Source organism: Deltaproteobacteria bacterium HGW-Deltaproteobacteria-18 (genome assembly GCA_002841885.1).
GTDB lineage: Bacteria > Desulfobacterota > Desulfovibrionia > Desulfovibrionales > Desulfomicrobiaceae > Desulfomicrobium.
Window position 1 is genome coordinate 13,336 of sequence record PHBE01000006.1, and the last position, 14,251, is coordinate 27,586.

At 57.7% G+C, this 14,251-nt stretch carries 17 protein-coding genes; 2 read left to right on the top strand and 15 right to left on the bottom strand.

The annotated features are described in order from the left end of the window. Positions 1 to 8 precede the first annotated feature (8 nt). Both CVU60_06335 and CVU60_06340 read left to right on the top strand, forming a co-directional pair. Positions 9 to 320: a Na+/H+ antiporter subunit G gene (locus tag CVU60_06335; protein PKN42311.1), complete on the top strand. Its 312-nt coding sequence runs from the start codon at positions 9 to 11 to the stop codon at positions 318 to 320. A 196-nt stretch (positions 321 to 516) separates the two neighbouring features. Next, on the top strand, positions 517 to 1,143 hold the full coding sequence (locus tag CVU60_06340; GenBank protein PKN42312.1) for a uracil phosphoribosyltransferase: 627 nt from the start codon (positions 517 to 519) through the stop codon (positions 1,141 to 1,143). Positions 1,144 to 1,235: 92 nt separating this feature from the next. Here the strand turns inward: CVU60_06340 and hisA are convergent, their stop codons facing one another. The 15 genes from hisA to CVU60_06415 all read right to left on the bottom strand — a co-directional run bounded on the left by hisA (position 1,236) and on the right by CVU60_06415 (position 14,241). Next, entirely contained in the window at positions 1,236 to 1,967 is a 732-nt protein-coding gene (hisA, locus tag CVU60_06345; GenBank protein ID PKN42313.1) for a 1-(5-phosphoribosyl)-5-[(5-phosphoribosylamino)methylideneamino]imidazole-4-carboxamide isomerase, read from the bottom strand. Continuing rightward, positions 1,964 to 2,587 (bottom strand): hypothetical protein, encoded by a 624-nt coding sequence (locus CVU60_06350; GenBank protein PKN42314.1) that lies wholly within the window; start codon positions 2,585 to 2,587, stop codon positions 1,964 to 1,966. The genes hisA and CVU60_06350 overlap by 4 nt, the downstream gene beginning before the upstream one ends. Next, positions 2,584 to 3,174, bottom strand: a complete 591-nt coding sequence (locus tag CVU60_06355; protein PKN42315.1) for an imidazoleglycerol-phosphate dehydratase HisB — start codon at positions 3,172 to 3,174, stop codon at positions 2,584 to 2,586. The genes CVU60_06350 and CVU60_06355 overlap by 4 nt, the downstream gene beginning before the upstream one ends. Positions 3,175 to 3,225: 51 nt before the next feature. After that, positions 3,226 to 3,984 carry a twin-arginine translocase subunit TatC gene (gene tatC, locus CVU60_06360; GenBank protein ID PKN42423.1) on the bottom strand — a complete coding sequence of 253 codons (759 nt, stop codon included), beginning with the start codon at positions 3,982 to 3,984 and terminating at the stop codon, positions 3,226 to 3,228. A gap of 362 nt (positions 3,985 to 4,346) precedes the next feature. Further along, on the bottom strand, positions 4,347 to 4,691 hold the full coding sequence (gene tatB, locus CVU60_06365; GenBank protein ID PKN42316.1) for a twin-arginine translocase subunit TatB: 345 nt from the start codon (positions 4,689 to 4,691) through the stop codon (positions 4,347 to 4,349). 34 nt (positions 4,692 to 4,725) lie between these two features. Further along, positions 4,726 to 6,273 carry a GMP synthase (glutamine-hydrolyzing) gene (guaA, locus tag CVU60_06370; protein PKN42317.1) on the bottom strand — a complete coding sequence of 516 codons (1,548 nt, stop codon included), beginning with the start codon at positions 6,271 to 6,273 and terminating at the stop codon, positions 4,726 to 4,728. Between the two features lie 45 nt (positions 6,274 to 6,318). After that, positions 6,319 to 7,776: an IMP dehydrogenase gene (locus CVU60_06375; GenBank protein PKN42318.1), complete on the bottom strand. Its 1,458-nt coding sequence runs from the start codon at positions 7,774 to 7,776 to the stop codon at positions 6,319 to 6,321. A 49-nt stretch (positions 7,777 to 7,825) separates the two neighbouring features. Beyond that, complete coding sequence (gene livF, locus CVU60_06380) at positions 7,826 to 8,530, bottom strand: branched-chain amino acid ABC transporter ATP-binding protein (GenBank protein ID PKN42319.1); 705 nt, start codon at positions 8,528 to 8,530, stop codon at positions 7,826 to 7,828. Continuing rightward, positions 8,523 to 9,311 carry an ABC transporter ATP-binding protein gene (locus tag CVU60_06385; protein ID PKN42320.1) on the bottom strand — a complete coding sequence of 263 codons (789 nt, stop codon included), beginning with the start codon at positions 9,309 to 9,311 and terminating at the stop codon, positions 8,523 to 8,525. The genes livF and CVU60_06385 overlap by 8 nt, the downstream gene beginning before the upstream one ends. Continuing rightward, positions 9,312 to 10,535, bottom strand: a complete 1,224-nt coding sequence (locus CVU60_06390; GenBank protein PKN42321.1) for a branched-chain amino acid ABC transporter permease — start codon at positions 10,533 to 10,535, stop codon at positions 9,312 to 9,314. Positions 10,536 to 10,572: 37 nt separating this feature from the next. Then, positions 10,573 to 11,481, bottom strand: a complete 909-nt coding sequence (locus CVU60_06395; protein ID PKN42322.1) for a branched-chain amino acid ABC transporter permease LivH — start codon at positions 11,479 to 11,481, stop codon at positions 10,573 to 10,575. A 110-nt stretch (positions 11,482 to 11,591) separates the two neighbouring features. Beyond that, a complete protein-coding gene (locus CVU60_06400) occupies positions 11,592 to 12,704 on the bottom strand; it encodes a branched chain amino acid ABC transporter substrate-binding protein (GenBank protein ID PKN42424.1) in 1,113 nt (370 codons plus the stop codon). 125 nt (positions 12,705 to 12,829) lie between these two features. Further along, entirely contained in the window at positions 12,830 to 13,417 is a 588-nt protein-coding gene (locus CVU60_06405) for a hypothetical protein (protein ID PKN42323.1), read from the bottom strand. Continuing rightward, positions 13,404 to 13,535: a CcmD family protein gene (locus CVU60_06410; protein PKN42324.1), complete on the bottom strand. Its 132-nt coding sequence runs from the start codon at positions 13,533 to 13,535 to the stop codon at positions 13,404 to 13,406. Before CVU60_06410 ends, CVU60_06405 begins: the two co-directional genes overlap by 14 nt. A 10-nt stretch (positions 13,536 to 13,545) precedes the next feature. After that, positions 13,546 to 14,241 carry a cytochrome C biogenesis protein CcmC gene (locus CVU60_06415; GenBank protein ID PKN42325.1) on the bottom strand — a complete coding sequence of 232 codons (696 nt, stop codon included), beginning with the start codon at positions 14,239 to 14,241 and terminating at the stop codon, positions 13,546 to 13,548. Positions 14,242 to 14,251: the final 10 nt, after the last annotated feature.

A 14,251-nucleotide genomic window follows, 5' to 3' on the forward strand; every position in this document is an offset into this window, starting at 1 on the left:
AGAGCCCCATGCTCAGTGAAATGCTCATATCCCTCTTTCTACTGATAGGCGGCGCCTTCGCGCTCATCGGGTCCATCGGCTTGGCCCGCCTGCCCGACCTGTTCACCCGCCTGCACGGACCGACCAAGGCCACGACCCTGGGTGTCGGCGGCATCCTCATCGCTTCGGTGCTGCACTTCAGCGGACAAGAGCATGCCCTGAGCCTGCACGAACTGCTCATCACCCTGTTTCTTTTCGCCACGGCCCCGGTCAGCGCCTATCTCATCGCCCGTTCGGCGTTGCACCTGCGCGGTCCTGGCGGCCCCAAAGACGAGCCCTGATATGGGACAGCAAGGCAAAATAGTCGCAAATTTCGCCCCATCGAGCAAAAGGAGACGTCGATTGGCGTATCAGACTGTTGAGTTGATGCCTTCAAACGGCGTCTTGACCGGGGCGGAGGGGAGGAATAGGTTGGGGCACATTTTTTAAGGCGGCCCAGCGCAGCAATCTTTTCGACCATGGCAAGGAGAGACTCACATGGCAGTATTCGTGGCGGACCATCCACTCATCAAGCACAAGCTCGGACTCATGCGCAAGCATGACATCAGCACCAAGAATTTCAGGGAACTCGCTTCCGAAGTCGCCAGACTACTGACCTACGAGGCCACCAAGGATCTGGAGACGGAAAAGAAGACCGTGCAGGGATGGGCCGGACCCGTCGATGTGGACGTCATCAAGGGCAAGAAGATCACTGTCGTTCCGATCCTGCGGGCCGGCCTCGGCATGCAGGACGGTGTGCTTGATCTGGTTCCCGGCGCCAAGGTCAGCGTCGTCGGCTTCTACCGCAACGAGGAGACCCTCCAGCCCGTGGAATATTACGTCAAGCTGGCCAAGAACATCGGCAAACGCATGGCCATTATCCTTGACCCCATGCTCGCAACGGGCGGCACCCTCGATGCCACCATCCGCTGCCTGAAAAATGCGGGCTGCACCAGCATCCGCGGCCTCTTCCTGGTTGCGGCACCCGAAGGGTTGAAGCGGATCAGCGAAGCGCACCCGGATGTGGACATCTATGTTGCGGCTGTTGACGAGCGCCTCAATGAAAACGGGTACATCCTGCCGGGCCTGGGTGACGCCGGAGACAAGATTTTCGGGACGAAATGATCCGTCCTCGTATTTTCCCGGTTTTGAAACGCAGAACGCCCGGTCAAAAAGACCGGGCGTTCTGCGTTTCAAAGACACTGAAAAAAAACAGTCTATTCCCTTGCTGCAAGCCAATCGAGTGCGGCTTTGAGATCAAGGCTTCCGGCATAGATCGCCTTGCCGGTGATGACCCCGGCCAGACCTTGCTCGCGCAGGGGGTGCACGGCCTGCACATCCTCAAGGGTGGAGATCCCACCTGCGATGAGCACGGGCAGGTCCGTCATGGCCAGCAGTGACTCAAGGGCCGGAATGTTGACCCCGGACTGCATGCCGTCGCGGCTGATGTCGGTATAGATGAAGAACGCCGCTCCGGCGGCTTCGAGTTCCGGCACCACGTCGGCTACGGTCTTGCCAGCGTCTTCGACCCAGCCCTTGGTCTTGAGCTGTCCGTCGCGGGCGTCCAGGGACACGCCGATGCGGCCCGGATAGGCCTGGCAGAGTTCGCGGAAAAGGGCCGGGTCTTCGAGAGCCACAGTGCCGATGATAAGGCGCGTCACTCCGGCTTCGAGATATTTGCCCGCGATCTCGACGCTACGAATCCCGCCGCCCAACTGCACCGGGATGGAGACCGCCGAACACAGCTCCCGAATGAGCTCCATATTGCGCGGAGTACCGCTGAACGCTCCATCAAGATCAATGACATGCAGCCACCTGGTGCCCGCATCGACCCACTGCCGGGCCATGGCCACCGGGTCGTCGGAGAAAACCGTGACCTGATCCTCGACGCCCTGACGCAAGCGCACGCACTTGCCATCCTTTATGTCAACTGCCGGAAATATATTCATAAACCAAGAACCCTCGTCCCTTCTTCCAAAGCTTCGGCCGCAATTTCAAGCGGCGTGATCCAGCGTCCCTTGCGTTTGAAGAAACGCCCTCCCTTGAGCAGGTTTTCAGCCAGTCCCTGCTGTTCCTCTTCAAAATGATAGCGACGCACTTCACTGGTGGCCATGTTGATCAGATAAAGATCCAGAGTCACGCTGGCCGGGCGGGTCACGCCCCATTCACCACCATCGCGTTCCTGCCAACGGGAAACAAAGGGCACAAGCAGAAAATCAGCCTTGATGCAGGTCCCCACGTTCTTCCAGTAGTCCAGAGGCTCAAAGCGCGGTCTCTCCTTCCCGGCCTGCACGATCTCCTCGCACTGCCTGACCGTGGCCGCGTGAATCACCGTGCGTGCCTCGCTTTTATCCAGAGTGGCGGCCAACTGATCGTCCAGAGCATCCAGCACTTCTTCGGAAATGACCGAAACCTCATCCGGCAGCACGCCTGCCATGAGTTCCCAATCATGCTGCGCGTGAACAAAATGCGCCACGGCAAGGGTGGCCTTCGGCTCGACGGCGGGCCAGTGCGCAGTAGTCGCGCAGGCCGAACAGATTAGCAATAAAACCGGAATGATGTATCTCATGCGTCGAGACCTCCTTTGGTGCTGAGCACGTCTTCTCGTTCCACGCGCACGGCCTGCCGCAGAGCCAGGCCGAGTCCCTTGAATACCGATTCCAGCAGATGGTGTCCGTTTTGTCCGTAAAGCATGCGCACATGAAGGTTCATGCCCGCCTTGGACGCCAGCGATTTCAGAAATTCACGCCACAGGTCCTTCTCTTCTCCGGCGATCACCGCTGGCAATACGTTTTCCTCGTACACCAGATATGACCGTCCGGAAAGATCGAGGCAGACCTCGGTCAGGGCCTCGTCCATGGGCACCTTCGCACACCCGACTCGAGCGATGCCACGACGCTCCCCAAGAGCCATGCTCAAGGCATTGCCAAGACACAGGCCGATATCCTCCAGGGAATGATGCGCATCTATATGCAGATCGCCTTTGCAGGAAATCTCAAGATCGAAACCGGCCCAATGTCCGAGAAGATCGAGCATGTGGTCGGCAAAGCCGAACCCCGTTTGCACCGAGCAGGCGCCTGTTCCATCGAGATTCACTGCCACCGAAATCCGGGTTTCCCGGGTCTCCCGTTCAATTCGGCCTGTACGAGGCTGCATAACGTCTCCTTGCGGTAAAAAAAGGCCGGGCTACAAAACCCGACCCTTTGGTTATCCCTTGGCTTCCGCTGCCGCGTCATCTTCCGCCGGGGGCTCTTTGGGCTTCTTATTCTTTTCGACAAGATAGGCCACCCAAATGCCAACCTCATACAGCAAACAAAGCGGCCCGGCCATCAGCGTTTGCGATACAACGTCCGGCGGGGTGAGCACGGCCGCCACGACAAAACTCCCCAAAATGGCGTATTTGCGGTACTTGCGCAGGGTATTGTGCTTCACGAGCCCAAGAGCCGAGAGGAAAAACATGAACAGCGGCAACTCGAAAATGAAACCAAACGCAAAAAGCATGCTGGTCGAAAAGCTGAAATACTCTTTGACCGAGGGCATGGGCTTTATGACATCCGTAGCATAGCCCAGAAAAAACTGAAAACCAAACGGGAAGACAACATAATATCCAAAAAGAGCCCCTGTCACAAAAAAAATGGCCGAACACAGGGCGATGGGGATCATGTATTTTCGCTCCCCTTCGTAAAGACCGGGAGCGATGAACATCCAGAGCTGATAGAAAATGTAGGGGCTGGCCACGAACAGACCCGCGATGGCCGCGACTTTGAGGTGGGTAAAGAAGGCTTCGGGCAGACCTGTGTAGATGAGCGAACCGCCGGAAGGTTCGAGCAACGTGACAAGCGGTTGCATGAGCATTGTGAAGAGCTGCTCGGCAAACGCATAACAAACCATAAGACCCACGAAAGCCGCGATGATGCAACGTACCAGACGCACCCGCAACTCATTGAGGTGCTCGGTGAACGTCATCTCATGCACGGGCTCCTCTTCTTTGGCCTTGGCTTCGGCCTCCGCAACGCCACCGTCGCCCTTGGCCTCGATGTCAGAGGAACTTTCGGGCGCATTGTCTGCGTCCGGCGTCACAGGCAAGACGGCCTCCGAACCGGCGGAATCCGCCGATGGCGAATCCTCCGTCGGTTCGGAATCGCCGCCATCCGCTTCGTCCGAAGACAGAGCGTCCTCCCGATCCGTACCGGGGGCTTCCGCTTCCATTGGAGAATCGGAAAGAACGGGGTCTTCGGCCTTGTCTTCGGTCTGGCTCAGAGAAGAAGTCTCTTCAGATTCAGCCCCGGCTTCGCCTTCGATCCTGTCCCGATCCGTGCGATCCTCGCTCATGCCTTGTCCTTTTCCTTCTCCGCGGACTGCACGGAGGGCTGCTCGGGCGCAGCAGCCTCTGTGGCCTCAGGCTCGGCAGGAACCGCTGTGGCTTCCGGCTCGGCAGGGGCTTTGGCAACGGTTTCAGGGTAGAGTTCCTTCTTGGCCTGTTCCGTCTTCACTTTCTGCTCGGATTGCTCGGCTTCCATTTCGATGGTCCGCTTCACATCGGTGCTGACACGCCGGAATTCGCCCAGGGCCTTGCCCAGGGATTTGGCCATTTCCGGCAGCTTGGCAGGGCCAATGACGATCAGGGCGACAATGAGAATAACTATAAGTTCCGTGGACCCAATTCCAAACATAGGTTCATCTCCGTGCGAGGTGTGTTTTGGACGGCTATTCCCACTCAATGGTGCTCGGCGGCTTGGACGAAATATCGTACACCACCCGATTCACCCCTTTGACCTCATTGATGATCCTGCTCGACATCCGACCGAGGATTTCAGTCGGAATTCTGGACCAGTCGGCAGTCATGGCGTCGATGGAATCGACAATGCGCAGGGCGATAACGTGCTCGTAAGTTCTTTCATCGCCCATGACGCCGACCGTCTTCAGCGGCAGCAAAACCGCAAAACCCTGCCAGACCTTGTAGTACCAGTTTGAGGCCATCAGCTCATGCTGGACGATCTTGTCGGCCTGGCGGAGGATTTCAAGACGCTCATCGGTGATCTCGCCAATGACTCGGATGGCAAGGCCGGGACCCGGGAAAGGATGACGCCAGACGATGAAGTCGGGCAGCCCGAGTTCCTGAGCGACTTTACGCACCTCGTCCTTGAAAAGTTCGCGCAGGGGTTCGACCAGGGCAAAATCCATCTTTTCAGGCAGTCCGCCGACGTTGTGATGGCTCTTGATCACCGCGGAAGGCCCCTTGAAGCTGATGGACTCGATGACGTCGGGATACAGCGTGCCCTGGGCCAGATATTTGACCCCCGGAATCTTCTTGGCCTCTTCCTCGAAAACCTCGATGAAAGTGTAGCCGATGATCTTGCGCTTCTGTTCGGGATCATCCAGCCCTTCAAGCCGCGACAGGAATTTGTCCTGCGCCTTGATGTAATGCAGGTTCAGGTCGAAATGCTGGCGCAGGTAGCCGATGACCTCGTCGCCCTCCCCCGCACGCAGGAGACCGTTGTCGACAAAGATGCAATGCAGGTTCTTGCCGATGGCCTTGTTGAGGAGCACGGCCACGACGGTTGAGTCGATGCCGCCCGAGAGGCCGCAAACCACCTTGTCGTCGCCGATCTGCTCCGGCAGGGCCTGCAGCATGGAATCCACAAACGAGGACATGGTCCAGACCGACTTGAGATCTGCCACTTGAAAAAGGAAATTGCGCAGAATCTCATCACCCTGCTCGGTGTGCGCGACCTCGGGGTGGAACTGCAGCGCATACATCTTGCGGCTGACATCGGCCATGGCCGCGATCTCGATGTTCTGGGTCTTGGCCATGACCGAAAAACCCGGAGGAACAGCCAGGACATGATCGCCATGCGACATCCAGACCGTCAGTTTTTCAGCCTCGGAAACCGTATTCCACAGGGGGCAATGCCCTTCAAAATGCAGGTCGCTGCGGCCATATTCACGATCCAGGGAGGGCGCGACCTTGCCACCAAGCATGTGCGCCATCAACTGCATGCCATAGCAGATGCCAAGGATTGGAAGCCCCCACTCGAAAATGCACGGATCGATGCCGGGAGAATCGGGACTGGAAACCGAGGCCGGACCACCGGAAAGAATGATGGCGCTGGGCTGCAGGGCTTTGAGCTCATTTATGCTGATCGTGCACGGATGAATCTCGGAATAGACGCCGGATTCACGTGTGCGCCGGGCAATGAGCTGGGTGTATTGGGATCCGAAATCCAGAATGATGACTTTTTCTTGTATATCCATTTTTACCTCCATCCGAGTTCACGGATGGTTATATTCTCGAAAGTTTCAGTACGCGTCCACCCTGTAATTGGGCGCTTCCTTGGTGATGATCACGTCGTGGACATGGCTCTCGCGAAGACCGGCCGCGGAGATTTCCACAAACTGGGCTTTCTGCTGCATTGTTTCGATGTCCTTGGCGCCCAGATAGCCCATCCCGGAACGTACGCCGCCGACAAGCTGGTCGATGGTCTCGAGCACCGAACCCTTGTAGGGAACGCGTCCGACAATGCCCTCGGGAACGAGCTTCTTGGATCCTTCCTGGAAGTAACGGTCGCTGCTGCCGTCCTTCATGGCATCGATGGAACCCATGCCGCGGTAGATCTTGTAGGTGCGGCCCTGATACAGAATTTTCTCGCCCGGGCTCTCCTCGGTTCCGGCAAACATGGAGCCCATCATGACCGTATCGGCCCCGGCGACCAGAGCCTTGACCACATCCCCGGAAAACTTGACCCCGCCATCGGCGATGCAGCAACGTCCCTCTTCGCGGCAGGCGCGTACGCAATCCATGATGGCCGTGATCTGCGGCACGCCGACACCGGCGACGATGCGCGTGGTACAGATGGAACCGGGCCCGATGCCGACCTTGACCGCATCGGCGCCCGCAGCGATGAGTGCCTTGGCTCCCTCGTAGGTGGCCACGTTGCCGGCGATGATCTCCACATCAGGCCACTCGGTCTTGGTCGCGCGGACAGCGTCCAGGATATTGCGGGAATGGCCATGGGCGGAATCCAGAACGATCACGTCCGCACCAGCCTTGACCAGAGCCTCGACGCGTTCGGCGCGCCCGGCGCCAACGCCGACGGCAGCACCGACACGCAGACGGCCCATGTCGTCCTTGCAGGCGTTGGGATACTTGCGAACCTTGTCGATGTCCTTGATGGTCAAAAGTCCTTTGAGCTTGTTGCTCTCGTCCACGACCAGAAGCTTCTCGATACGGTTGTCATGCAGATGCCGCTTGGCGTCTTCAAGAGAAATACCCACCGGCACGGTGATAAGCTTCTTGCTGGTCATGACTTCGCTGACCTTGGCGGACATGTCGGTCACGAACCGCACGTCGCGGTTGGTCACGATGCCCACAAGCCGGTCTCCAAGAACCACCGGCAGTCCCGAGATGCGGTAGTCACGCATCAACTCGAGCGCATGGCCGACGGTATCATCCGGGTCTACGGTTATCGGATCGACAATCATGCCCGACTCAGACTTCTTGACCTTGATGACCTCAAGAGCCTGCTGTTCGACGGTCATGTTCTTGTGCACGATGCCTATTCCCCCGGCCCGAGCCAGGGAGATGGCCATGCGCGACTCCGTGACCGTGTCCATGGCCGCGCTCAAGAAGGGAATATTGAGTTCGATGGCCGGAGTCAGCCTGGTGTTCAAAATGACCTGGTCCGGCGTCACTTCGGAGTATGCCGGAGCAAGCAGGACATCGTCGAAGGTCAATGCCTTGCCTAAAAATTTTTCCATATTTGTCTCTCCCGATGCTGGGGATTTGGTTACAATTCAAGATTCGGGGTTAGATCCCCAGATAAGCCTTTTTGACATCCTCGTTGGAAAGCAGGGCCGTGCCCGAGTCTTCAAGGGTTATGCGGCCATTTTCCATGACATAGGCCCGGTGAGCGATCTTGAGCGCCTGGTTGGCGTTCTGCTCGACCAGAAAGACCGTGGTCCCGGATTCGTTGACCTTGCGGATGATGTCGAAAATTTGAGCGATAATGATCGGCGCGAGGCCAAGAGATGGTTCATCCAGCAGCAGAAGCCTGGGCCGGGCCATGAGTGCACGTGAAATGGCCAGCATCTGCTGCTCTCCGCCGGAGAGGGTGCCGCCCAATTGCTTGCGGCGTTCCGCCAGAATGGGAAAAAGCGTGAAGACATATTCCAGATCCTGGGCGATGCCGACCTTGTCGTTGCGCAAAAAAGCCCCCAGATCCAGATTCTCCATGACCGTCATCTCAGGAAAAATGAGACGCCCTTCGGGAACCTGCGAAATGCCCATGCGCACGATCCGGTCCGCCTTGACCTGATGAATGGGCTGCCCCTCGAACAGGATCTCGCCGCTTCGGGGCGGAACGCCACCGCAGATGGACATGAGCGTGGTGCTCTTGCCCGCGCCGTTGGCGCCGATCAGGGAAACGATCTCCCCTTTGTCGATGTGCAGGGAAATCTCGTGCAGGGCCTGGATGTTGCCGTAGAATGTGGAGACGTTCTTGAGCTCAAGCATGCGCTTCCTCCCCGAGGTAGGCTTTTATGACCCGAGGATCGCTGCTGATCTCGGTCGGAGTTCCGCTGGCGATGAGGCAGCCGTACTCCATGACGTAAATCCGCTCCGAAATGCTCATGACCATGCTCATGTCGTGCTCGATGAGGAGGATGGCCATGTCCATCTCGTCCCGGATCTTGAACACCATATGCTTGAGGGCTTCGGTTTCCTGCGGGTTCATGCCTGCGGCTGGCTCGTCGAGCAGAAGCAGGGTCGGCTCTGTGGCCAGGGCGCGGGCTATTTCAAGTCTGCGCTGGGCTCCATACGGCAGATTGCAGGCCAGTTCCTTGTAGAATTTATGCAATCCCATGTATTTGAGCAGTTCGTAACTCCGGTCCACGATCTCCTTCTCCTCGCGCAGAACCCCGGGAGAACGCAGGAGCGCGCCCCAGATGCCAGCCTTGGTCCTGCAATGGCGGGCGATCATGACGTTTTCAAGCACACTCATGTTCTTGAAAAGACGGATGTTCTGGAATGTCCGGGCCATGCCAAGTTCGGTGACCAGATTCGGCTTGAGACCGTTGACCTTGGTCCGCGTCCCGTTTCTGGGCGTAAACCATACCTCGCCTTCTGTGGGCTCGTAGATGCTGGTGATGCAATTGAAGAACGTGGTCTTGCCCGCCCCGTTAGGGCCGATAAGAGCTACTATCTCACCCGACTGGACCTCCAGTCGAACTTCATTAAGAGCGCGCAGGCCGCCGAAATTCATGGACACAGCCGTGACGTCGAGTACCGGTTTCATCTAGATACGTCCTCCATTGGCCGTGTTCAGTTCAGGATCGTCCACGGTGTAGGTCCTCCCCTTGGCCGGGATGAGGCCCTGAGGCCGAAAAACCATCATCAGCACCATCGCTGTAGCGAAAAGGATCATGCGGTACTCGGAAAAGGCACGCAGATATTCCGGCAGGAGCACCAGAAAGGCGGAGCCAAGGATGACCCCGAGATTTGACCCCATCCCGCCCAGAACGACAATGGACAAAATAATGGCCGATTCGAAAAAGGTGAAGCTCGCCGGATTGATGAAGGTGGTCTTGGCCGCGAAAATGACTCCGGCGAACCCGGCCCAGGCAGTTCCAAGGCCAAAAGCCATGACCTTGACGCCGACACGGTCGATGCCCATCGCCTCGCAAGCGATCTCATCTTCGCGCAGGGCCTGCAGGGCGCGGCCGATGCGCGAATCCTTGAGGCGGGTCACGGCAACGATGGTAATGATGGCCAGCACCAGAACAATGTAATAGATATAGATATTTGCATCCGCGACCGAGAGTTTCGCATCAAAGAGACCCGGGCGCGGGATGTTTGAGATACCCGAAGGGCCTCCGGTCAGGTCGCTCCAATTCTCGAGCACCAGACGGACTATCTCTCCGAAACCGAGGGTGACGATGGCCAGATAGTCCCCGCGCAACCGTAGCACGGGAAAGGCCAGGGCAATGCCGGCCAGGGCCGCGATCACGCCGCCCAGAGGAAGCGCAATCCAGAAGCCAAGACCGAAATACTGGTTCAGGAGTGCGTAGGAATAGGCACCGATGGCGTAAAAGGCCGCATGGCCGAGAAAAAGCAGGCCGGCGACGCCGACGATGATGTTGAGCCCGAGCCCGAGCACGACGTAAAGCAAAAAGGAAATCAGGATATTGGTCTGATAGGTGGTCACCAGCCAGGGCGTGACCAGAAACACGACCAGGAAAAAGGCCCGGAAAGTATTGGTCAGTGCCGGATTGTTGGCCAGTTCCGACAATTTTCCGACCTTCTTCTCTCCGGATGCCGCTACCGCTTCACCGGCTTCCTTGCGACGTATGGCCCAGCGCCACAGAAAGGACAGAACAAAGCTGCCGATTCCGATCAAGGCCATGTTTTCCCAGCGCCAGATCACCGTCTTTTCGATGGTGTTTACGCGAATGACCATGATGGGAAAGGTCAGAAACATGAACCACAGGCTGACCATGATGGATTTTTTCAATTCGTTCATTATCGTGTCCGCCCTTCGATACGTTTGCGTCCGCTGATCATACTTTCTCCACCTTGGCCTTGCCCATGATTCCCGACGGGCGGAAGATCAGAAAGACCACCAGCAGGGTGAAGGCGAAGACGTCTTCATAGTCGCTTGAGATATATCCGGTGGCAAAACTTTCGGACAAGCCCAAAAAGAGTCCGCCCAGCATGGCTCCGGGGATGGATCCAATGCCGCCCAAGACAGCGGCCGTGAAGGCCTTGATGCCCGCGAGAAAACCAATGGCGAAATTGACCATGCCGACATGCGAGGCGATGAGCACGCCGCCAAGGGCCGCCAGGGACGAACCGAGTATGAAAGTGATGGAGATGACCCTGTCCGAATTGACCCCGAGCAGCATGGCCATCTTGCGGTTCTGGGCAGTGGCGCGCATGGCCTTGCCCATCTTGGTGTACTTGATGAACAGGGTCAGACCCGCCATGGAGAACGCACTCGTGACCACTATGACGAAATCCGAGGAACCGAAGACGTGGGCGATGGGTTCGATGAAATCAAAATCCGGGATCAGGCGCGGAAATGGAAGAAAGTCGGAAGTCTGGGCCAGGATGATGTAGTTCTGCAGAAACAGGGACATGCCGATGGCGGAAATGAGCGGAGAGAGACGGCCGGCCCCGCGCAGGGGCTTGTAGGCGACCTTCTCCATGGTATAGCCGTACCCCGCGCAGTAGATGATCGCCACCACTGCGGCGATGACCAGGATAGCCGGTGCGGGAAACCCCATGATGCCAAGCACGCTGGCTATGATCAGGCCCACGAAGGCACCGAGCATGTAAACTTCACCGTGTGCGAAGTTGATGAGCTCGATGATGCCGTAAACCATGGTGTAGCCGATGGCGATGAGAGCGTAGATGCTCCCCCTGGTCAATCCGCCCAAAAAAAGTTCCGTAAAATATTGCCAGTCCATAATTCCCCGTCTGCTCCGGTCCTGGACCAATCCTTGCCGGGCTGTTGAAAGAACCGAGGGACAGGCTTTATCGCCCGTCCCTCGGTTAAAGCTGCATTATTGGAGGGAGCCTACTTCAATTCCACGTAAGCGCCGCCCTGTACCTGGTACATGGAGAAACCTACGCCTTCGGCATCGCCGCGGGCGTCAAACTTGATCGTACCGACGGTGGTGTCCACGTTTTCGGTGCGAAGCATTTCCATGATCTTGTCGGCGTCAGTGGAGTCGGCCTTGTCGATGGCGTTGACCAGGGCCTGCATGGCCGCATAAGCGGCATCAAAGAACGCGCCGGGCTCGGAACCGAATTCCGCAACGTGGGCAGCCTTGGCGGCCTTGTTCATTTCCAGGCCACTGACGTCCTGGGGACCGGAAGCGTAAACGTCTTCAGCATCGGCACCTGCGACCTTGATGAAGGTGTCGTCCTTGACGCCGTCGTCGGAGATGAACTTCACGTCGACACGCTTCTTCTTGAGCTGGGAAACAATCTTGGAGGCTTCAGGATGATAGCCGCCGAACATGACGGTATCTGCGCCAGCCTGACGGACCTTCTGCACCACTGCGGAGTAATCCACCGCACCGGGAGTCACGCCTTCGAACAGGACGACTTCGGCCTTGCCGTTTTCCGTGATGAACTTCTGTGCGTACTCGGCATAACCCTTGCCGTAATCGCCCTTGTCATGCAGCACCGCGATCTTTTTGGCACCCAGCTTGTCGATAGCGAAGTTGACGCCAAGCAGCGCCTGGGCGTCATCGGAAGCGATGGTGCGGAAGAAGGTGGGATACTGGCCGCTCTGGGTCAGTTCCGGGTTGGTGGCCGAAGGGGACATGGTCACGATCTTGGCTTCGGTGTAAATTGGGAGAGCAGCCTTGGTGGCGCCGGAGCAGATGTGGCCGACAACCACGACTGCGCCGTCAGAAACGAGCTTGGTGGCCGCGTTGGTCGCCTTTTCAGGCTTGCACTCTTCGTCCTGGATCAGGAGTTCAATCTGCTTGCCGTCGATGCCGCCTTTGGCATTGACGTCCTTCGCCACGAGCTTGGCGGCATTGACCGTCGGCAGGCCGTAGGAGGCCAGATCGCCGGTGTGTGCTCCCGCCACGCCGATCTTAACGGTATCGGCACCAAATGCCGTACTGGTCAGCAAAGTCAGGCACGCCGCGATCACGAGACCAGAAAAACGTTTCATCAGTTCCTCCACAATGTTCAAGTTTGGGATATGATTCATGACCCGCCATGGCGGGCCACTAAAGCTTGCGGAATCGTGGGCTATTACCATTAGCCCCTTGGAGGTGTCAAACAGGAGCGAGGCAATTACTTTCCGCCAAGCTCCCTCCTTGCGTTTTCGATCAACCCGGGATCATCGGGCGCGGCGTCGATGACGGCCTGAAAATGTGCTGCAGCCTTGTCCGGTTGCGACAGATAATGTTTGTAAATGACCCCCAGATTGTAATGGGCATGAAAATTCTTCTGCTCAATGGTCAGCATGCGCTCGAAAAGTTCTGCGGCCTCGGCGTATTTCTCCATCTCGAACAGGCAGAAGCCCTTTTGGTTGAGGGCCATGACGTCGTTTGCATCCCGCTCAAGGAGCATGTCCCAGAAGGACATCGCCTTGTCCCAGGCCTGCATGTCCATGAACGACATGCCAAGGGAGCGCATGGCTTGAACATCTTCCGGGTTTTCCTGCAATTTTTTCATCATGGCCGACACTGCGGCCATGTCTCCGCCCATCTGCTCCATGCCGCCTCCACCGGGCATCTCCCGGGGCTGCTCATGCTGCACGATGGACGGGTTCTCAACCCTGAAACTCACCGCCGCAAAGAGCATGAGGCCGAGGCAGGCCAGCAGAAAATACATCGCCCAACGCCGGGCGCTCTGGGGAAAAGCGTTATTCGTCTCCATCAATGATCTCCAGTTGCCGTACGCGGCGCTCCAAAACACTGTGCTGGCGGGCCAGAAACAGGACGTAACCGCCCACTCCCAGCCAGACGCACACATTGGCGATAAAAAGGTAATTCATGCCTATCCCCTTATTGCAAGGTCTTTTCCTGGATTCCGATCAGAGCCGCCTCGACGCGACGCTTCAGACCGGCTCCGTGGTAGCGGGCCAGGACAAGAGTCCCAAACATCGCGCCCCAGGCCAGGACATTGATCCACACCGCCGTCCACATCTCCGGTTCAAGCCCTCCGCCCCTGGACGCCAGTACGGCCGGATGGATGGAACGCCAGAGCCTGGCGGACAGAAAAACCAGCGGAACATCCAAAAAGGCCACTATCCCCAGCACCGCCCGCACCTTCGCGCCCTTGGTACCACCCACATCGGCGGAACGCAGGACCAGATAGCCGGCATAGACGAACCACATCACAAGTGTCGTCGACAGGCGCGGATCCCAGGTCCACCAGGTATTCCAGGCTGCGCGTCCCCAGATAGAGCCGGTAATCAGGGCCAGACCGCTGAAAAGCACTCCGATTTCGGCCAGCACTCCGGCCAAAACGTCCCACCGCTCATGTCCGGTCCAAAGCACCATGACGCTTGCGGCGCACACCCCGAAAAAGGCCATAAAGGACCACCACGCAAGGGGCAGATGAAAATAGAAAACCTTCTGCACCAGCCCCATGGTCATTTCCTCGGGGGCGTGAAACCAGATGGCGTATTGGCCCACCGCCATCAGCGCGATGGTGGCGCAAGCAAGAATTGTGAGTACTTTTGGATAGATGCGAAACATGTTCGTCCTT